The sequence below is a fragment of the Paraburkholderia sp. genome (genome assembly GCF_036488505.1).
Lineage (GTDB): Bacteria > Pseudomonadota > Gammaproteobacteria > Burkholderiales > Burkholderiaceae > Paraburkholderia.
In genome coordinates this window covers 1-17877 of sequence record NZ_DASXHN010000336.1, presented here as the reverse complement: position 1 = coordinate 17877, position 17877 = coordinate 1, and the positions used below count along the sequence as shown (strand labels likewise).

The following is a 17877-nucleotide window of genomic DNA, read 5'->3' as shown; positions in this document are numbered from 1 at the left end:
ACGACGATGCCGCGCCGCTGGCCGCGTACTACTTCAACTTCCGCAAGACGTCGATTTACGGCGGCTCGAACGAAATTCAGAAGAACATCATCGCGCAGATGATTCTCGGACTTTGAGGAGCGGCGCATGGACTTCACTTTCAACGACGAACAACAGCAATTGGCCGACGCGTTGCGCCGCTACCTCGACAGGAGCTACGGCTTCGAGGCGCGCCAGCAGATCGTGCGCTCCGCAGCCGGTGTATCGGATGCGCACTGGGCCGCGTTCACCGAGCTTGGCCTGACCGCCTTGCCGGTGCCCGAAGCGCAAGGCGGCTTCAACGGCGGCCCGATCGATATGCTGGTGGTGATGCAGGAACTCGGCCGCGCGCTGGTCGTCGAGCCGTATTGGGCGACCGCGGTCGGCGTCGAGGCGCTGCGCGTCGCCGGCACTGGCGACGGCGAAGACGCCGCGCTGCTCGAACGAACGGCGCAGGGCGGGTGCAAACTGGCCGTGGCCTTTCACGAACCGCACGCGCGCTACGACCTGTTCGAGACTGCGACCACCGCGAGCGCACAGCACGGCCAGCACACGCTAAACGGCACTAAGTCGGTCGTGATGCACGGTGCGCAGGCGGATCACTGGATCGTCCCGGCGCGCCTGAATGGCGAGATCGCGCTGTTCGTCGTTGCGCGCGGCACGGCGGGCGTCAAGCTGACCGAATACCGCACGATCGACGGTCAGCGCGCCGCGACGCTCGAATTCAACGGCACGCCCGCGCGCCGGCTTGGCGGCAAACATGCGGGCGCCGCGGCGTTCGAGCAGATCGCCGACTACGGCACGCTGTTGCTGTGCGCGGAGGCGATCGGCGCACTTGACGCGCTGAACCTCGCCACCGTCGACTACACAAAAACGCGCGAGCAGTTCGGTCAGCCGATTGCTCGCTTCCAGGCGCTGCAGCATCGGATGGTCGAGATGCTGATCCACGCGGAGCAGGCGCGTTCCATCACGTATCTGGCCGCGATGCGCTACCTGGACGACAGCGTCGACGAGCGCCGCCATGCGATCTCCGCGGCCAAGGTGCGTGTCGGCCAGGCCGCGCGCTTCGTCGGTCAGCAGGCGGTGCAACTACATGGCGGCATGGGCGTCACGAACGAGGTCGCAGCCGCGCATCTGTTCAAGCGCCTCGCAATCATCGAGACCACGCTGGGCGATGTCGATCATCACCTCGCGCGTTTTGCCGCGCTGCCAGGGTTTGCGCTGGTCGAAGCCTGATCGGGCCGTTGCATCTGGCCGTGGGCTCTGGCCGTTGAACCGGATAAGGAGGTGGAGGATGGGAATCAGTTTCGAGGACATGGAAGTCGGCACGAGCCGGGAAGTCGGCAAACACACGTTCACGCGCGAGGAGATCGTCGAGTTCGCGCAGAAGTTCGATCCACAGCCGTTTCATCTCGACGAGGCTGCGGCCGCCGAATCGCCGTTTCGCGGGCTGGTGGCGAGCGGCTGGCATACGTGCTCGGTGATGATGGGTATGCTCGTGCGCAATCTGCTGGCGGGGTCGACGTCGATGGGTTCGCCCGGTATTGACGACATCCGCTGGCTGAAACCGGTGCGAGTCGGCGACACGATCACGATGATGAATGTCATCGTCGACAAACGCGTGTCGGAGAGCAAGCCTGATCGCGGCATCGTGTCGACACGCTGGGAGGGCATCAATCAACACGGCGAGACGGTGATTACCGTACGCTCGAAGGGCATCTTCGGTCTGCGCAATGCGGGAATTGCATGATGACGAGCGCGGCGCAGCTTGCGAGCGTTGGCGATGCGGCAGCATTGCGGGCGCTGATCGGTGCGGGCGCACTTGTCAGCAAATGGCTGACGGTTGACCAGCACACGGTCGACCGCTTTGCCGACGCGACTGGCGATCATCAATGGATTCACGTCGATCCCGAGCGGGCCCAGCGCGAGTCGCCATTCGGCGGCCCGGTCGCGCATGGTTTTCTGACTTTGTCGTTGATTCCGGGTTTGCTCGGCAAGACGATCACGTTCCAGCAGCGCATGGGCGTCAACTACGGTTTGAATCGGGTCCGCTTTGTGTCGCCGGTGCTGGTCGGTTCGTCGCTGCGCGCGAGATTCGCGGTGGAGTCCGTGACCGATGTAAATAACGACGGTGTGGAGGTCGTCTGGAACGTGACCGTGGAGCGGGAAAGCAGCGAGCGGCCAGTGTGCGTCGCGGAGTTCATCACACGGCATTATTTCTAAGGCTCGGCATCGTCGGCCCCGAAAAAGCGCGAGCCGGCATGTCTGCCACTCGCCCTTTTTTGCGCCGACTAGTGCAGCGAGAAAACGGAGGGGCTAGTACCGGTTTCCTCCAGCATGATGTGGACTTGTGGCCGTTCGGGGTTGCCTAGCCATAGACGTCAATCACCCTGCCCCCCTTGGTTGAACAAGCGGCGCTGCAAAGGGGGCCCCCATCGTCGAAACTTAGGGCATGGATCGCCCGCTGGTGCTAGCCTGGGCGCCAGGCGCCGCGCTGGCCGCGCTCGCATCGATATGGCGCGCAAGCTCGAGCTTGGCGATCGCGTTCCGATGCACTTCGTCTGGGCCGTCGGCGAAACGCAGCGTGCGCGCCGATGCATACGCATAGGCGAGCGGGAAGTCGTCGCTGACGCCGCCACCGCCGTGCGCCTGAATCGCCCAGTCGATCACCTGACACGCCATGTTCGGCGCCACCACCTTGATCATCGCGATCTCGCCGCGCGCGCCCTTGTTGCCGACGGTGTCCATCATGTACGCGGTCTTCAGCGTGAGCAGGCGTGCCTGTTCGATCATGCAGCGCGCGTCGGCGATGCGCTCCTGGGTGACGCCTTGCGACGCAACCGGCTTGCCGAACGCGACGCGTTGCAGCGAGCGCTTCGCCATCAGTTCGAGTGCGCGCTCGGCCAGACCGATGAGCCGCATGCAGTGATGGATGCGGCCCGGTCCGAGGCGGCCTTGCGCGATCTCGAAGCCGCGACCTTCGCCGAGCAGCATGTTGGTGGCGGGCACGCGCACGTTGTTCAACGTGATCTCCATATGACCGTGCGGCGCGTCGTCGTAGCCGAACACGGTGAGCGGGCGGTGCACGGTGATGCCGGTGGCGTCGGCGGGAACGAGAATCATCGATTGCTGCTGATGACGCGGCGCTTCGGGATCGGTCTTGCCCATCACGATATAGACCTTGCAGCGCGGATCGCCCGCGCCCGAGGACCACCACTTATGCCCGTTGATCACGTAGTAGTCGCCGTCGCGCACGATGCTGGTCTGGATGTTGGTCGCATCCGATGAGGCGACCTCGGGCTCCGTCATCAGGAACGCGGAACGAATCTGGCCTTGCAGCAGCGGTTCGAGCCATTCACGCTTGTTGTCTTCGCTGCCGTAGCGCTCGATCGTTTCCATGTTGCCGGTGTCGGGCGCGTTGCAGTTGAATACTTCCGGTGCCCAGGGCACGCGGCCCATGATCTCGCACAGTGGCGCGTATTCCAGATTCGTCAGCCCGGCGCCGCGCTCCGATTGCGGCAGAAACAGATTCCACAGGCCGGCATCGCGCGCCTTCTGCTTCAGTTGCTCGACCAGTTCGGTCGGCACCCACGCGTTGCCGTTGTGCCGATTGCGCGCAATTTCACTATAGAAAGTCTGCTCGTTTGAATAGATGTGCTCGTCAAAGAAGGCGAGCAGTTTTTCGCGCAATGCCTGGACCTTCGGGGTGTAATCGAAATTCATCTGGGACCTCGCGGATAACGAACTGCGGAATGTTTGGGGCGGAGCGTGCACACGTTCATGCGTGAGAGCGCCCGGGCCGGCATGCAGCGACTGGCATAGGTCACCCGTAATGCCGCCGCGCGCGACTGCGGCAACACGATGCGTCTAGCGGACCTTTTGTGCGTAGCGCCACGCGAGTTCGGCCATCGGTTTCGCGCGCCGGCCGGCATCGAGTGCCTGCGTGCTCGACGCGGTGCCATCGACGACGCGTTTCGTGATTCCTTGCAGGATCGCGGCGATCCGGAACATGTTGTATGCCAGATAGAAATTCCAGTCGCCAAGAATTTCGACGCCGGTGCGTTCGCAATAGCGTTCAACGTACTGCGCTTCATCGGGGATGCCGAGCGCGGCCCAGTCGAGCCCTGCGATACCGCGGAACTGCGCCGGATCGACGTGCCACGCCATACAGTGATACGCGAAGTCGGCGAGCGGATCGCCGAGCGTGGACAGTTCCCAGTCGAGCACCGCGAGCACGCGCGGCTCGTCGCGCGCGAAGATCAGATTGTCGAGCCGGTAGTCGCCATGCACGACCGCTACGCGCTCGTTGGTTTCCGGCGGCATATGCTGCGGGAGCCATTCGATCAGCCGGTGCATCGCGTCGATCGTTTCGGTCTCGGACGCCAGGTACTGCTTGCTCCAGCGGCCGATCTGGCGAGCGAAGTAATTGCCCGGCTTGCCGTAGCCGGCGAGATCGCTTGCCTGCACGTCGACGCTGTGCAGGGCCGCGATCACGCGGTTCATCTCATCGTAGATCGCCGCGCGTTCGGCGGGCGTCATGCCGGGCAGCGACTGGTCCCACAGCACCCGGCCGTCGACGAACTCCATCACGTAGAACGCACGGCCGATCACGCTTTCGTCTTCGCACAGCGCGAGCATTTCAGCGACCGGCACGGCGGTGCCGGCAAGCCCGCGCATCACGCGGTATTCGCGCTCGATCGCATGCGCGGACGGCAACAGCTTCGCGGCGGGGCCGGGCTTCGCGCGCATCACGTACGCGCGCGATGGCGTGATCAGCTTGAAGGTCGGATTGGACTGGCCGCCCGCGAACTGCTCGAGCGTGAGCGGCCCCGTGAAGCCGTCGACGTGCCCGCTCAGCCACGCGGCGAGCGCGTCGGCGTCGAAGCGTTGCCGGTCGGCGACCGGGCGGGTGCCCTCGAACGCCGAATAGTCCTGTCCGCGTACGGGGTCGCCGGTCTGTGTGGCCTGCACCATGTGTCTCCTCCGTTCGGTTTCAGCTACGCTGGTATTGAATGAATTGTGCGTAGAGCATTTCCATCGTGGTATTGCGGACGTCGCGATGCAGCGGCGACGGCGGTGAATGGTTGAGCATGCGCAACACCCAGTCGCGCGGCGCGGCGCCGACGTCGAGCGCGTTGATGCAGCCGCTCGCCTGCGCCAGATGGCCGAAGAACGTGCGGCCGCCGGCAGTCAGCGCGTGCGACAGAATCGCGCGATTCACGCCACCGTGCAGCACCAGCAGTGCGGTGTCCCACGACGTGTCCGCGCGCAGCGCCGCGATCGCCGGCAGCACACGATCGAACAGTTCACCGATCGTTTCGCCGTCGAGAAAGCGCGTGCTTTCCGGCACGATGCCGTCGAATACGCCGAGAAAAGCGGCCTCGATATCGGTAGCGGGAATACTGCCGAGCCTGCCGCCGCGAATCTCCTGCCATGCAGGCTCAATCTCCACTTCGATGTGCTGGCCGGTTCCGGCGAGCACCCGCCGTGCGGTTTCAATGGTGCGCGGCAAGCCGCTGACGATCACGCGATCGAAGCGCACCTGCTGCTCGGCGAACACGCGCCCGGCGGCGCTTGCCTGGTCGCGGCCGTTCGCGTTCAGCGGCACGGTCTCAGGATCGATCGTGCGGCCAGAGTCGTCGAAGTAGGTGACGTCGCCATGGCGCATCAAGAAGATGCGGCGGCGTTTCGGCAGTTGGTAGTCGGGCATGTCGGGCAACTCGCTGTTCGCTTATTTGTAGACCGGCGTGCGCTTTTCGAGGAACGCGGTAATGCCTTCGAGACCCTCGCGGTGGTGCAGCGACGCGACGAAGTTGTCGCGCTCCGCGACCAGATGCTCGGCGAGCGGCTGCGTGCCGGCCGCGGCGATGAGCCCCTTGATGCGCGCAACCGAATTCGGCGAAATCGCGCCAAGCTCGTCGGCCCACGCGAGCGCGCTGTCGAGCGCGCTGCCGGGCGTGGTGAGCCGGTTCACCACGCCGAGCTCATGCAGACGCGTCGCGCTGAGCGGCTTGCCTTCGATCAGCACTTCGGTAGTCAACTGGCGCGGCAGCACCTGAGCCAGGAACCACGAGCCGCCGCCGTCGGGCGTCAAGCCAACGCGCGCGTACGACATCGCGAATTTGGCGTTGTCCGCGGCGACGATCAGATCGCACGCGAGCGCAAGCGAAAAGCCCGCGCCAGCCGCCGCGCCTTCGACCGCGGCGATCACCGGTTTCGACGACAGCCGCAGTGCTGAAATCCATTCGCCAAGCAGATCGATGCTTGCCGCCTGCACGGATGGATCTTTCGCGCGATTCTCGAGCAGGCGGTTCAGATTGCCGCCCGCACAGAAGAAGTTGTCAGCGCCGGTGATCACGACGGCGCGAATCGACGGGTCGCGCTCGACGGTGTCGAAGGCCTCGATACCGGCCGCGTAGATGTCCGGATGTAGTGCATTGCGAGCGCCCGGGTTCGACAGCGTGAGAACCAGCGTGGATTCGCTGCTGGTGGGACGCGAAGCGAGCAGTTGCGCGCTCATGGTTGGGTCTCCGGTTGAACATCCATTGCATCGCGCTGGGTCAGCGAAAGGCCGAGTTGCGCGCGCCGCGCGAGCCACGGCGATGGACGGTAGCGCGGCTCGCCCAGCACGCTGAACATGTTGCGCAAGATCGTCAGAATCGTGCCGGCGCCGAGCGCATCGCCGAGCGCGAGTGGTCCGCGCGGATAGCCGAGGCCGAGCGTGACGGCGAGGTCGATATCGTCCGGCGTCGCGATGCGCTTTTGCGCGATCTCGCAGCCGATATTGACGATCGTCGCGACCACGCGTTGCGCGACGAAGCCGGTCGAATCGCGGATCACCGTGACAGGCACGCCGTCGGCGGCCAACAGCGCGTGCGCGCTATCGCGTGCGGCGCGGGTCGTGGCCGGTGTGGTCATCAGCGTGCGGCGTTGCGCGCCGACGAGCGGGAACAGCGCATCGACGGCAACGACACGGCTCGCGTCGAGTGCTTCGTCGACCGCGGCGGTGGTCGCGTCGTGACCGAACGGCGTGACGACGAGCAACGAATTTGTGGCGGGCGTCCTGCCTTCGTCGAGCTTCACGCCCGCTTTGCCGACGAGTTGCACGACGGCTTCATAGGCCTGCTGATAGCGCTTGCTGACCCACACGCTTGACGGCAACGTGCTCGGCGCGGGCGCTTCGGCGGGGATTTGCTGCTTGCCATCGACATAGCGATAAAAACCTTCGCCGGTTTTACGGCCGAGCAGACCGCCTTGCAGCCGCGTGCCGGTGATCGGCGACGGCGTGTAACGCGGTTCCTCATAGAACTGGTGATAGATCGACTCCATCACCGGATGCGACACGTCCAGCGCGGTCAGGTCCAGCAGCTCGAAGGGACCGAGGCGAAAACCGGCTTGCTCGCGCATGATCCGGTCGATATCGGCAAAGCTCGCAACGCCTTCGCTGGCGACGCGCAGCCCTTCGGTATTCATACCGCGGCCCGCGTGATTGACGATGAAGCCGGGCATGTCCTTCGCGCGCACCGGCGTGTGGCCCATGCGGCGCGCAAGATCCATCAGTGCGTCGCCAGCCGCGGGATCACTGCGCAGACCGTCGATCACTTCGACGACCTTCATCAACGGTACCGGATTGAAAAAGTGGTAGCCGACCACGCGCGTCGGATCGGTGCAGCCGGCGGCGATCGCGGTGATCGACAGCGAAGAGGTATTGGACGCGAGGATGCAGCGACCGCTCACGATGGTTTCCAGCTCGCGAAAGAGCGCCTGTTTCACGTCGAGCTTTTCGACGATCGCTTCGATGACCAGATCGCAGCCGACCAGCTCGCCGATGTTGGGCGCGCCGCTCACGTTCGCAAGCGCGGCGAGCGAGCGCGCATGTTCGAGCTTGCCTTTGGCCGTCAATCTGGCGAACGTTTCCGCGAGATAATCGCGCGCGGCGCCGACGGCGGCCGCATTGGTATCGTACAGACGGACCTTCAGACCCGCGAGCGCAGCGATCTGCGCGATGCCGCGGCCCATTGCGCCGGTGCCGACAATGCCGATGGTATCGATGCTGAAATTGCGAGAGTTCATTGTCATGCTCGACTCCATGGGTTTTTACAATAGCACGATCGTTTAATTTACTGGACGATTCGATCGTAAGCCGCTGCGTAGGCATGGCGACGCAAGCCATTCACGGTCGCGATTTTCTGCTCGATGCGGGCATCGACTGGAACAGCTACTTGAAGACGGTCGGCGCGCGGCCGGCGCCGCAGCGCGTGAGCGACGATCGCAACGCCTATGTCGCGGCGTCCGCGCGGCCGTCGTGACGAAGCGACGCGCGTACGACCAGGCGGGCATGGGTGGTCGGCGCGCGCCGATGCCGAGGTGCGCGATGACAGGGAACGTGGATTCGTTCGTGACATCGCGCGGACATCCTAGAGCCGCGCGAGCCGCTCGAGCGCGGTCGCGAGCGTGCTTTCCTGCTTCGCGAAACAGAAGCGCACCACGCCTGATTCGTGCGGCTCGTGATAGAACGCCGAGACTGGAATGGCCGCGACACCAATCTCACCGGTCAGCCACTGTGCGAATTCGGCTTCGGGCAGGTCGCTGATCGCCGAGTACTCGACGCATTGAAAATACGTGCCCGTGCAGGGCAGCAGCCTGAAACGCGAATTCGCGAGTCCGTCACGAAAGAAGTCGCGCTTCTTCTGATAGAACGCCGACAGATTGAGATAGGGCGCCGGGTCCTTCATGTAGTCCGCGAGGCCGATCTGCATGGGCGTATTCACAGTGAACACGTTGAACTGGTGCACCTTGCGGAATTCGGCGGTCAGCGCAGCCGGCGCGGCGACATAGCCGACTTTCCAGCCCGTCACATGATAGGTCTTGCCGAAGCTCGACACGACGAAGCTGCGCTGCGCGAGTTCCGGATAACGCGCGACGCTTTGATGCGGCGCGCCGTCGTAGACCATGTGCTCGTACACCTCGTCGGAGAGGATCAGCACGTTGGTGCCGCGCACGATCTCCTCGAGCTTGCGCATGTCCTGTTCGCGCCAGACCGTGCCGGTCGGATTGTGCGGCGTGTTGATCATGATCAGCCGCGTTCTCGGCGTGACTGCCGCGGCGAGCCGGTCGAACGGGATCGCGTAGTCGGGCGCTTCGAGCGTGACGAACACCGGCTTGCCGCCCGCCAGTTCGATCGACGGCAGGTAGCTGTCGTAGGTCGGTTCGACCACGATCACTTCGTCGCCCGGATGCACGCTGCAAAGAATTGCGGTCAGCAGCGCCTGCGTGGCACCCGCGGTCACGGTGATTTCGTTCGTCGCGTCGTAGCGGCGGCCATACAGATTGGCGATCTTCTCCGAGATCGCCTGACGCAGCGGCATCGCGCCAGCCATCGGCGGGTATTGATTGTGGCCGTCGCGCATCGCGTTCGCGACCGCGTCGACGATGCGCGGATCGCAGGCGAAGTCGGGAAAGCCCTGACCGAGGTTCACCGCGCCCTTTTCTGCGGCGAGCGCGCTCATCACGGTGAAAATCGTCGTGCCGACACTCGGCAAACGGGACGGGAACGTGGGGCTCGCGGGCGTATCGTGCGGTGCATTCATGGCGTCGAGGTTGGCGATGGTTGGCTAGGTTCTCGGGAAATCGTTGCGAAGGGCGAAGTCTGATTGTAGGGAATCGGACCGCGGTGTGCGCGCCGCAGGTTTTCGCGTTAGCCGTTCGGCCAAGGCGAGAGGAGCCGCAGTGACCTGCGCATGGAGCGAGACACCGGTTTTGCCTGATTCACATGGTGAGGGACTTGCTTGCGCCGTTGTGCGCAATGCCTGCGGCCACGACGAACGGTCCTGGCGGCGCGATCTGGAAACCGAAATCGCGTGCCGTCCGTTTGGCGAGCTTCAGGACCGCGCGGTCTTTAGACACCAGCCAGTCGGCTTGCGCCGTACGGGCCAGTTCGAGAAACTTCTGGTCGTCGCGATCCTTGCATTGCGGCAAGGGCCGCTCATCCCCGGTGGACTCACCAGGGGCGACCAACTGCGCGAGCCGCGCGACGATCGCGAGCGCGGCAACCTTATCGACGTGCCGGTGCGCGAATTGCGGATAGTCGAGCACGTAGGCGAGTTCGGCGAGGCAGCGCGTGTCGATCAACGCGGCCAGCGCGCCACTTTCGAGCGCGGCGGCGATCGGCCGCGTGTGCGGGTCGTCGAATACGAGAATGTCGATCCACACATTGGAATCGAGCACGACGCGCAGCGCGTCGCTTGAGGCGTGGGAACCGGGCATTCGTTACAATCGGAGTTTCGTCTTTGACCGCCAGGCACGGCGTGCCTGCATGCAAGCCTCTATGATAATCGTTCTGTCGCCGGCGAAATCGCTCGACTACGACACCCCGCCACACGTTAAAAAGCACACGATCCCCGATTTCGTTGATGACGCCGCCGAACTTATCGGCGGTCTGCGTCGTTTGTCGCCGCAGCAGATCGGCTCGTTGATGGGCATCTCCGATCAGCTCGCGCACCTCAATTTTCAGCGTTACGCCGACTGGTCGCCGCAGTTCGGCACGCACAACGCCAAGCAGGCGGTGCTTGCATTCAACGGCGACGTGTATGAAGGTTTCAACGCGAAGACGCTGTCTTCGGCCGATCTCGACTATGCGCAGAATCATGTGCGCGTGTTGTCCGGACTGTACGGTCTGCTGCGGCCACTCGATCTGTTGCAGCCATACCGTCTCGAAATGGGTACGCGCTTTGCCAATCCGCGCGGCAAGGACCTGTACGCGTTCTGGGGCGAGCGGATCACGCAGGCGCTGAACGCGCAATTGAAAAAGAATGCCGCGGCCTCGCGCGTGCTGGTGAATTGCGCGTCGGGCGAATACTTCAAATCGGTCAAGCCGAAGCTGCTCGACGCACCCGTCGTCACACCGGTGTTCGAGGACTGGAAGGGCGGCCGCTACAAGATCATCAGCTTTCATGCAAAACGCGCGCGTGGCCTGATGGCGCGCTTCGCGGTGGAAAACCGGCTCGATCGCGCTGAACAGCTAAGGGACTTCGACTCCGAGGGCTACGCGTTCAGCGCGCAAGCGTCGAACGATTCCACTTACGTTTTTCGTCGCCGCATCGCCGAGTGAACGTGCCGCCGCGCTTAACCGGCGGCGAACCCTGCAGGGAAGGATCTCATGACGTTATCGATTACGAGCAATTTCGACGCCGGCGCGATCGACGTGCTGTCCTGCGAGGACGCGGGCAATATCCGCCTGCGCGTGCGGCCCGATAGCCACGCCGAATTCGCGCAGTGGTTCTATTTCCGGCTGTCCGGCGCGGCCGGCGAGCGTTGCGCGATGACCTTCGAAAATGCCGCCGCCTGTGCGTTCCCCGAGGGCTGGCGCGATTATCGCGCGGTCGCGAGCTACGACCGGGTGAACTGGTTTCGCGTGCCGACCTCGTACGGCGGCAACGTGCTGACGATCGATCACACGCCGGAGTTCGACAGCATCTACTACGCGTATTTCGAGCCGTATAGCGAGGAGCGTCATGCGGAGTTTCTCGGCGCCGTGCAGCAGATGCCCCACGCGTCGCTGACCGAACTCGGCAAAACGGTCGAAGGAAGGCCGGTTTCACTGCTCACGCTTGCCACGCCGCTCGCGCACGATGCGGCGAACGCCATGCCGAAAAAGAAAGTGTGGCTGATCGCGCGCCAGCATCCGGGCGAGACGATGGCCGAATGGTTTATCGAAGGGCTGGTCAAACGCCTCGTGGGCTGGGGCGATTGGGCTGGCGATCCGGTCGCGCGCAAGCTCTACGACCACGCGGTGTTTTACGTCGTGCCGAACATGAACCCGGACGGCAGCGTGCACGGCAATCTGCGTACCAATGCGGCCGGCGCGAATCTGAATCGGGAATGGATGGAGCCGAACGCCGCGCGCAGTCCGGAGGTGCTGGCGGTGCGCGATGCGATTCACGCAACGGGCTGCGACCTGTTTTTCGATATTCACGGCGACGAGGCGCTGCCGTACGTGTTCGTCGCGGGCTCCGAAATGTTGCCGGGTTTCACCGAGCAGCAGGGCCGCGAGCAAAACGCTTTCGTCGAAGCGTTCAAGCAGGCGAGCCCTGATTTTCAGGACAAGTATGGCTATGCCGCGAGCAAGTATCGCGAGGATGCGCTGAAGCTAGCGTCGAAGTACATTGGCAACGAATTCGGTTGCCTGTCGTTGACGCTGGAAATGCCGTTCAAAGACAACGCCGATCTTCCCGACGAGCGGGCGGGCTGGAACGGCGAGCGCAGCGCGTCGCTTGGTGCGGCAATGCTGCAGGCGATCCTGCGGCACGTGGAGACGTTCTAACCAAAGCGGGACGTACACGTAAAAAGAGGCACGCATGGCACAATCTGCGTGCCTCTTTTTTATTGGGGCGACGGTTGGCCGACCGCGCGGACCGGAACAATTCGCGCCTGAGTGTTAGCTGGCCTTCTTCTTCGTTGCCGACTTACTCGATGTCGCGCGCGACGATTTACCCGAGCTTCCCTTCGAGGACTTCTTCGTCGTATTGCCGCCCGCCGCGTGCTTGCCCTTGCCCTTATGCTTGCCCGACGACCCGCTGTGCGCCCGATTCGGCGGCACCGGATCGTTCCAGCTGAACGCGAGCATCTGTGGGCCCACGTAGCCGCAGCGGAATTTCAGGTCGGCCGGGTCGTCCGAGCCGTTCTGACGTACGCCGATGCCTTCGACAGTGACGATGCTGTCCACCTTGACGCGCTGCTTGCCTTCGTCGAACGAATCGTTCCAAGGCGTGACGGACGAATGCGCGCTATCGAATGAACTGGGGGGAAATTCGACGTGGTCGAACGCGGTCGACGTGCTTGCGACGAAGTTGCCGTGCGCAGCGCAGTCCGCGACGAGCGGGTCCGCGTGCATTTCGTTGACGAATTTGTTGACGAGATCGTTGTGCTGCTCGAGTTGATCGGCGAATGCGGGAGCCGTGCAGATGAGCGAGAGACTTGCCGCGCAGGCTGCCAACCGGCCGACTACCCGCAGCAATCGACGCGGTATGTTGGTGCGATCCATCTAGTTCTTCAGATGCCGAGGGGATGTGAGGCAAATAAGATGCATCGCGAAAGGGTTGAGTTCAATCTTGCTGCAAATATTCTGTCTTGCCTGAGGCGCGCGCCTCGTCGCGCGCATCGGCCATGCCGCCGGGGAATCGTCACCGATACGCGCGCAGCGTGAGGCCAAAGCGCAAGTCAGGTCCGCGGGCCGCCCAGTCGATAGCGCCGCACGTCATAAGTGGTGACCCAGGCTGGGCGGTACACCGCGATCAGCGCCGTCGCCATGCCTGTGAACCACGCCTCGCCGGTGGCGAGCAGCAGCACGCTGAACGCGTAGCCAGCCGGCACGACGGTCGGCGAGCCGCCGGCGAGCGCGACGTGAATGCCGAGCGCGGCCGCGGCGGTCAGCGACACCGCAATGGCGGGCGAGACGAAGCCCTGGCCGAAAATGAACATGAAGAGATTGCGCGGCAGCCACGCGGTGCAGACGCGCTGAAGCAACGTCGAGATACACACGGGCAGTGCGCCGTACACGAGGAACGTGACCGCGATGCCTTGCCACGGAGCGTCGAAGACGACGGCGGCCAGAGCCGTGACCACCGCCATCGCGAGAAGCGCGAGTCCCCAGTCGAATAGCGTGACCACGAGCGTCGCGCCGAGCACATGCATGACGGTGCCGTCGTCGAGCCAAGCGTTAGTCGCCCACAGCACCGACAGCGCGACGATGATCGCCAGCCAGACATGCTGGAGGGTGCCGTCCTGAAGTCTTTTGAAAGGATTCTTCCACAGCGCGAGCGCGATCACTATCGTGGTGGCGATCCAGCCACCGACAGCGATCCAGAATGGAAGCGGTGTATAGAGGAAACCCATGCGTTCATATTACTCGTTGGACGGCAAAAGGTGTGAGCGGATTCCATGCCAGCCGCCGTCAACGCTGCGTGGGCGCGCACCTCGCGATGCTTGCACGCAACGTGCATTGCGTCACGCCGAGCCCGATCTCACTGGTTTTCGCGCAGGCGCCGCGGCGGGCGTGTCACTGTAGGAAGCGGCGGGCTCCGCGGCCATCGGCAGTGCGGTGTTTGTGTCGCTCGCAGGCAACGGATACTGGAAATGCGTATGCTTCGGGCGCCGCAGCGCAACCGTGCCGGTCTGCCCCATCGACACCGCCTGCGGCGCATTCTCGCCGTTGTTGTGCAGAACCTGCAGATGGTTCATCAGCCAGCCGTTGTAGAGCGCGACCGCGGCGGCGCGATTGGGTGCGCCTAGTTGCTGAAATATGCTCGTCAGATGGATCTTGACCGTGCCTTCGCTAATGCCGAGCGTGCGCGCGATCATCTTGTTGGTGCTGCCCATGTGAACGCAGCGCATGATCTGCTGCTGGCGCGGCGACAATCCGCTCGAGAGTCTGTTGCGACGTGGCGGCGGGCTCTTTTCGTCGAACGGGCGGATCGCGGTGTCAGCAGGCAACGGCGGATCGAGCGCCAATGCGCCGGGCGGCACGTAGTGGCCGCCAAGCAGCACCATTTCGAAGGCACGCACGATCAGGCAGGGATCGGTGTCGCGCGGCACGACGCCCAGCACGCCTTCATCCATCAGCGCGCGCACGAGCGCGGGCGAGGTCCCGTCGGTGAGCACGGCGATTCGCAGGTCGGGATAGTTGCTGAGTAAATGGCGAGCGTCCGCGACCGACATCCAGTCCTGCCAGTCGATCACGAGAAGATCTGGCAGATAACGCTTGAATGGACGTTCGAGTTGGCGCCAGTCCTGCGCCTCGGTAAAGCGCGCCAGCCGGTCTATCTGCCGCAATAAGGCTTTGAGTCCGTCACGTCGTTCCGCGTTTGAATTGAGAATCGAGAAGCGCATGCATGTCTCCAGATGGATCGGGCGAAATAGCGCGACGCACCTGTGCGGCCTCGAAAGCTCCTCACGTCAGGCGATGCGTCACCGTGTCTATGATGACAAATTCCTTTCGATTTGACGGCTGGCCAAAAGGCGTAGGAAGAGCGGCTACGTGAACAAAAAGCCCCGCGCAAGGCGGGGCTATTTTCGGTAGGTTGCCGACGTTTGCGTCGTCGCTCAATGGAAATGCGGTTGTGCTGGCTCCGCGTCTTCAGGCATTTCGGCATGGACGATTTCGCCGAGCGGGTCCGCGTACAACGGCACGCCGCAGTCGTCGCAATATTCGGGCTCGAAGCGGCCCGCGTGGCGGCGCACGTCGGTGATGCCCGTTTCCTTGAGCAGTGCGACGATCTCCTCGAGAGGATCGTCCGAGCCAGCAGTTTCCTGCGGCTCCTCATCGATGCCGGGCTCGCCGTTTTCGCGCCCATAGAGAGGCCACACGACACCATAGATTACGTCGTTGCTGCCCCGGCGCGTGAAGCCGACACGGTATTCGTCGATGCGCCTCTCACCGAAGCCGGCGACCACCGCGCGCAGCTCCTGCGGCGCGGCACCAATTGTGTCAAATAGATAACGCACGGCGGTGCGCACGGTGTGAGGGCGCACACTTTCGTCGGCATCGCGGCACGCCGAGTAGTACGCATCCGGCAGCAGGCATTCGAATTCGCAGCCGGGCAGCACGAGCGACAGATTGGCGCCGCCCTGCGTAGCCCATTGTTCGAGGCACTGGCCGCGCTCGATGCGGCTGCCGTGTTCTTCTTCCTGCCAACGGAAGGTCGCCTCGCCCACGGGCGCCGCGACCACGGCCAGCAGGAAACGCGGGTCGGCCAGGATTGGCGACGTTTCCGGCAGCTCGCCGAAATTGAGCTTCGCGTTGCCGCCGCTCAGCGCCGCCTGCGCGAGTTGCTGGGCAATGCGCCACGTTTCGACGTGATGGCGCGGAAGCTGGTCGATGCTATACATGAACGGCGCCATCGCGACGCGCGTGTTCGCGGCGAGCACGTGCGCCTGGAGATGGGCGCGCAGCGCATCGGCCGCGTCAGCCTTGAGCGGACCGGATGGGATCACGTAGCGGGTCCAGGCGAGCACGGGCGCGGCGATCAGCAGCGCTTCGTAAGACACGCCTTCGTGTTCGATGATGAACGACTCGCTATGAGTCTCCGCCATATCGGCGAGCGCGCCGTAGGCGTCGGGATGGTTTTGCTGCAGATGATCGAGCGCGGCGTCCAGCGTCGTCTGGTTGGCGTTGCGCACGATCTTGGCCAGCAGCGCATCGAGCTTCGCTTCCCAGAAGCGATCTTCAGTGCGGCTGCCCGACGCGAAAAGCGCGAGCGAGAGACCGACGAGCTTGTCTGCGTCGGGAGGGAGACGTTTGGCGATTCGCGAGCGCATAAATCCGGGAAAAAAGGGGGCACGGAACCTTATATTCTAGTCCTTTCCGGGCCGCGATACGGCGTGCTTGGCAATGTCGGAAAGATGAGGGCGTTTTTTATCCCGGAAACGGGTCTTTTGCGCGTGCAGTCATGTCCCGCTCGCATCGGCTTGGCCGAGTGGTATAAGACACCGGGACGTCGACTCGCTTCTATACTGACGGCGTCCAGCGGGCGCCTGACAGGCGTATGTCAATTGATTGCCATGGCCTGGCGCAATAGGAGATCCATCGTGAAATCGGACCAACTCATCGAACGTCTTGCCGCTGTGTTCGCGCTGATTGTCCTCGTCGGCGGTTCGTTGCTAGTGCTGGCGCCGTTTACGACCGCGCTGCTGTGGGGCGCCATTCTGAGTTACAGCTCGTGGGGGCTGTACCGGCGGCTGGCCGGTGCAATGGGGGGCCGGCGCAAGTTGGCTGCGGCGCTGATCGTGATGCTCATTCTGCTCGTCGTGCTCGGACCATTCGTCTATGCGGGGTTTGCTTTTGGCGCGCATGTCCATGACATCGTTGCGCTGGTGCAAAAGCTGTTCGAATCCGGTTTGCCCGATCTTCCGGGGTGGGTGGGGCGAATCCCGCTAGTCGGCTCGAGCATCGAGGCGTTCTGGCAACGTATGACCAGCAGCAATTCGGAATTGATCGCGCAACTGCACACGTACGCGGCGCCCGCCGGCAAGTGGATACTCGCCGCGGCGATCGCGGTTACGCACGGGCTGGGGCTGCTGGCGCTGAGTATCGTGCTCGCATTCTTCTTTTATACAGGGGGGGAGGGGGCTGCTGCCTGGCTGAATGCCGGTATGCGGCGTATTGCGGGTGAGCGCGCCGATTATCTGCTGGCACTGGCGGGCAGCACGATTAAGGGCGTGGTCTACGGTATTCTCGGTACGGCGCTCGTGCAGGGGGTCCTGGCGGGGCTGGGCTACTGGATTGCCGGCGTGCCGGCGCCCGCGTTGCTCGGGCTCGCGACATTTTTTCTGTCAGTGGTGCCGGGCGGTCCAGTCATTGCATGGTTGCCGGCGGCGATCTGGCTGTACCAGGGTGGCGCGACCGGCTGGGCAATATTTCTCGTCATCTGGGGCGTACTGGTCGTCGGTATGGCTGACAACGTCATCAAGCCTATTCTGATTGGCAAAAATAGCGATATGCCGTTAATCCTGGTGATGCTGGGCATTCTGGGCGGCGCGTTGGCCTTTGGCTTTCTCGGTGTTTTCATCGGGCCGACATTGTTGGCGGTTGCTTATACGGTACTGCACGACTGGACGATCGGTGCTCCAGCCGCGCAGGCTCAGGCGTCTGAAGCAAGAGCGCCGGTCGTGGACGAGTCTGGTCGGATTGGGAAGACTCCTTAAGGAAAACCCTGGAATTTCGCTTGCAAGCCCCGACTTGGGCGGCTAGAATTCCGCTCTTTCGTGCTCCGGACGCCGGGGCGCGGGGAAGCGGGAGAGCCTTTAAGGGCAAGGGCTTGAGCGACGTGAACGGGTTGGGCAGGTGATAAAAACCAGTTGACG

The 17877-nt window shown here is 63.6% G+C and carries 18 protein-coding genes and 1 pseudogene; 8 read left to right on the top strand and 11 right to left on the bottom strand.

The window, feature by feature from the left end:
* The 4 genes from VGH68_RS19520 to VGH68_RS19505 all read left to right on the top strand — a co-directional run.
* The coding region (locus tag VGH68_RS19520) for an acyl-CoA dehydrogenase family protein (RefSeq protein WP_331605327.1) at window positions 1-116 on the top strand (116 nt) is incomplete at its 5' end.
* A gap of 10 nt (window positions 117-126) precedes the next feature.
* On the top strand, window positions 127-1254 hold the full coding sequence (locus VGH68_RS19515; RefSeq protein WP_331605325.1) for an acyl-CoA dehydrogenase: 1128 nt from the start codon (window positions 127-129) through the stop codon (window positions 1252-1254).
* Between the two features lie 58 nt (window positions 1255-1312).
* Window positions 1313-1768, top strand: coding sequence for a MaoC family dehydratase (locus VGH68_RS19510; RefSeq protein WP_331605324.1), 456 nt, complete (start codon window positions 1313-1315; stop codon window positions 1766-1768).
* Complete coding sequence (locus VGH68_RS19505; RefSeq protein ID WP_331605323.1) at window positions 1765-2241, top strand: MaoC family dehydratase; 477 nt, start codon at window positions 1765-1767, stop codon at window positions 2239-2241. The genes VGH68_RS19510 and VGH68_RS19505 overlap by 4 nt, the downstream gene beginning before the upstream one ends.
* A 222-nt stretch (window positions 2242-2463) precedes the next feature.
* Here the strand turns inward: VGH68_RS19505 and VGH68_RS19500 are convergent, their stop codons facing one another.
* The 5 genes from VGH68_RS19500 to VGH68_RS19480 all read right to left on the bottom strand — a co-directional run bounded on the left by VGH68_RS19500 (window position 2464) and on the right by VGH68_RS19480 (window position 8091).
* Complete coding sequence (locus VGH68_RS19500) at window positions 2464-3741, bottom strand: acyl-CoA dehydrogenase family protein (protein WP_331605322.1); 1278 nt, start codon at window positions 3739-3741, stop codon at window positions 2464-2466.
* 144 nt (window positions 3742-3885) lie between these two features.
* On the bottom strand, window positions 3886-4992 hold the full coding sequence (locus tag VGH68_RS19495; RefSeq protein WP_331605321.1) for a phosphotransferase: 1107 nt from the start codon (window positions 4990-4992) through the stop codon (window positions 3886-3888).
* 19 nt (window positions 4993-5011) lie between these two features.
* Window positions 5012-5728: a histidine phosphatase family protein gene (locus VGH68_RS19490; protein ID WP_331605320.1), complete on the bottom strand. Its 717-nt coding sequence runs from the start codon at window positions 5726-5728 to the stop codon at window positions 5012-5014.
* A 21-nt stretch (window positions 5729-5749) separates the two neighbouring features.
* Window positions 5750-6538, bottom strand: coding sequence for an oxepin-CoA hydrolase, alternative type (locus VGH68_RS19485; RefSeq protein ID WP_331605319.1), 789 nt, complete (start codon window positions 6536-6538; stop codon window positions 5750-5752).
* Window positions 6535-8091 (bottom strand): 3-hydroxyacyl-CoA dehydrogenase, encoded by a 1557-nt coding sequence (locus tag VGH68_RS19480; RefSeq protein ID WP_331605326.1) that lies wholly within the window; start codon window positions 8089-8091, stop codon window positions 6535-6537. The genes VGH68_RS19485 and VGH68_RS19480 overlap by 4 nt, the downstream gene beginning before the upstream one ends.
* 77 nt (window positions 8092-8168) lie before the next feature.
* Here VGH68_RS19480 and VGH68_RS19475 point away from each other — a divergent pair.
* A pseudogene (locus VGH68_RS19475) lies at window positions 8169-8327 on the top strand (glutathione S-transferase); the annotation flags it as partial.
* A 108-nt stretch (window positions 8328-8435) separates the two neighbouring features.
* On the opposite strand, the gene VGH68_RS19470 reads toward VGH68_RS19475, so the two are convergent.
* Together VGH68_RS19470 and VGH68_RS19465 are read right to left on the bottom strand one after the other, a co-directional pair.
* Complete coding sequence (locus tag VGH68_RS19470) at window positions 8436-9608, bottom strand: pyridoxal phosphate-dependent aminotransferase (RefSeq protein ID WP_331605318.1); 1173 nt, start codon at window positions 9606-9608, stop codon at window positions 8436-8438.
* Between the two features lie 178 nt (window positions 9609-9786).
* Window positions 9787-10284, bottom strand: coding sequence for a putative toxin-antitoxin system toxin component, PIN family (locus tag VGH68_RS19465; protein WP_331605317.1), 498 nt, complete (start codon window positions 10282-10284; stop codon window positions 9787-9789).
* A gap of 61 nt (window positions 10285-10345) precedes the next feature.
* Here VGH68_RS19465 and yaaA point away from each other — a divergent pair, with 61 nt between their 5' ends.
* Window positions 10346-11128, top strand: a complete 783-nt coding sequence (gene yaaA, locus VGH68_RS19460; protein ID WP_331605316.1) for a peroxide stress protein YaaA — start codon at window positions 10346-10348, stop codon at window positions 11126-11128.
* 48 nt (window positions 11129-11176) lie between these two features.
* On the top strand, window positions 11177-12340 hold the full coding sequence (locus tag VGH68_RS19455; protein WP_331605315.1) for a M14 family metallopeptidase: 1164 nt from the start codon (window positions 11177-11179) through the stop codon (window positions 12338-12340).
* A 114-nt stretch (window positions 12341-12454) separates the two neighbouring features.
* Here the strand turns inward: VGH68_RS19455 and VGH68_RS19450 are convergent, their stop codons facing one another.
* The 4 genes from VGH68_RS19450 to VGH68_RS19435 form a co-directional block, all read right to left on the bottom strand.
* On the bottom strand, window positions 12455-13060 hold the full coding sequence (locus VGH68_RS19450) for a BspC domain-containing protein (protein WP_331605314.1): 606 nt from the start codon (window positions 13058-13060) through the stop codon (window positions 12455-12457).
* 176 nt (window positions 13061-13236) lie between these two features.
* Entirely contained in the window at window positions 13237-13911 is a 675-nt protein-coding gene (locus VGH68_RS19445) for an energy-coupling factor ABC transporter permease (RefSeq protein WP_331605312.1), read from the bottom strand.
* Window positions 13912-14022: 111 nt separating this feature from the next.
* A complete protein-coding gene (locus tag VGH68_RS19440; RefSeq protein ID WP_331605311.1) occupies window positions 14023-14904 on the bottom strand; it encodes a response regulator transcription factor in 882 nt (293 codons plus the stop codon).
* Between the two features lie 213 nt (window positions 14905-15117).
* Window positions 15118-16332 (bottom strand): DUF2863 family protein, encoded by a 1215-nt coding sequence (locus VGH68_RS19435; RefSeq protein ID WP_331605310.1) that lies wholly within the window; start codon window positions 16330-16332, stop codon window positions 15118-15120.
* A gap of 270 nt (window positions 16333-16602) precedes the next feature.
* On the opposite strand from VGH68_RS19435, the gene VGH68_RS19430 reads away from it, so the two are divergent.
* A complete protein-coding gene (locus VGH68_RS19430) occupies window positions 16603-17718 on the top strand; it encodes an AI-2E family transporter (protein WP_331605309.1) in 1116 nt (371 codons plus the stop codon).
* Window positions 17719-17877 lie beyond the last annotated feature (159 nt).

Excerpts from the sequence above, each read along its gene's own strand:
- VGH68_RS19505 (WP_331605323.1), top strand. The coding sequence starts at position 1,765 with ATGATGACGAGCGCGGCGCAGCTTGCGAGCGTTGGCGATGCGGCAGCA.
- VGH68_RS19515 (WP_331605325.1), top strand. The coding sequence starts at position 127 with ATGGACTTCACTTTCAACGACGAACAACAGCAATTGGCCGACGCGTTG.
- VGH68_RS19510 (WP_331605324.1), top strand. The coding sequence starts at position 1,313 with ATGGGAATCAGTTTCGAGGACATGGAAGTCGGCACGAGCCGGGAAGTC.
- yaaA (WP_331605316.1), top strand. The coding sequence starts at position 10,346 with ATGATAATCGTTCTGTCGCCGGCGAAATCGCTCGACTACGACACCCCG.
- VGH68_RS19490 (WP_331605320.1), bottom strand. The coding sequence starts at position 5,728 with ATGCCCGACTACCAACTGCCGAAACGCCGCCGCATCTTCTTGATGCGC.
- VGH68_RS19480 (WP_331605326.1), bottom strand. The coding sequence starts at position 8,091 with ATGAACTCTCGCAATTTCAGCATCGATACCATCGGCATTGTCGGCACC.
- VGH68_RS19445 (WP_331605312.1), bottom strand. The coding sequence starts at position 13,911 with ATGGGTTTCCTCTATACACCGCTTCCATTCTGGATCGCTGTCGGTGGC.
- VGH68_RS19485 (WP_331605319.1), bottom strand. The coding sequence starts at position 6,538 with ATGAGCGCGCAACTGCTCGCTTCGCGTCCCACCAGCAGCGAATCCACG.
- VGH68_RS19440 (WP_331605311.1), bottom strand. The coding sequence starts at position 14,904 with ATGCGCTTCTCGATTCTCAATTCAAACGCGGAACGACGTGACGGACTC.
- VGH68_RS19455 (WP_331605315.1), top strand. The coding sequence starts at position 11,177 with ATGACGTTATCGATTACGAGCAATTTCGACGCCGGCGCGATCGACGTG.
- VGH68_RS19500 (WP_331605322.1), bottom strand. The coding sequence starts at position 3,741 with ATGAATTTCGATTACACCCCGAAGGTCCAGGCATTGCGCGAAAAACTG.
- VGH68_RS19495 (WP_331605321.1), bottom strand. The coding sequence starts at position 4,992 with ATGGTGCAGGCCACACAGACCGGCGACCCCGTACGCGGACAGGACTAT.
- VGH68_RS19470 (WP_331605318.1), bottom strand. The coding sequence starts at position 9,608 with ATGAATGCACCGCACGATACGCCCGCGAGCCCCACGTTCCCGTCCCGT.
- VGH68_RS19465 (WP_331605317.1), bottom strand. The coding sequence starts at position 10,284 with ATGCCCGGTTCCCACGCCTCAAGCGACGCGCTGCGCGTCGTGCTCGAT.
- VGH68_RS19450 (WP_331605314.1), bottom strand. The coding sequence starts at position 13,060 with ATGGATCGCACCAACATACCGCGTCGATTGCTGCGGGTAGTCGGCCGG.
- VGH68_RS19435 (WP_331605310.1), bottom strand. The coding sequence starts at position 16,332 with ATGCGCTCGCGAATCGCCAAACGTCTCCCTCCCGACGCAGACAAGCTC.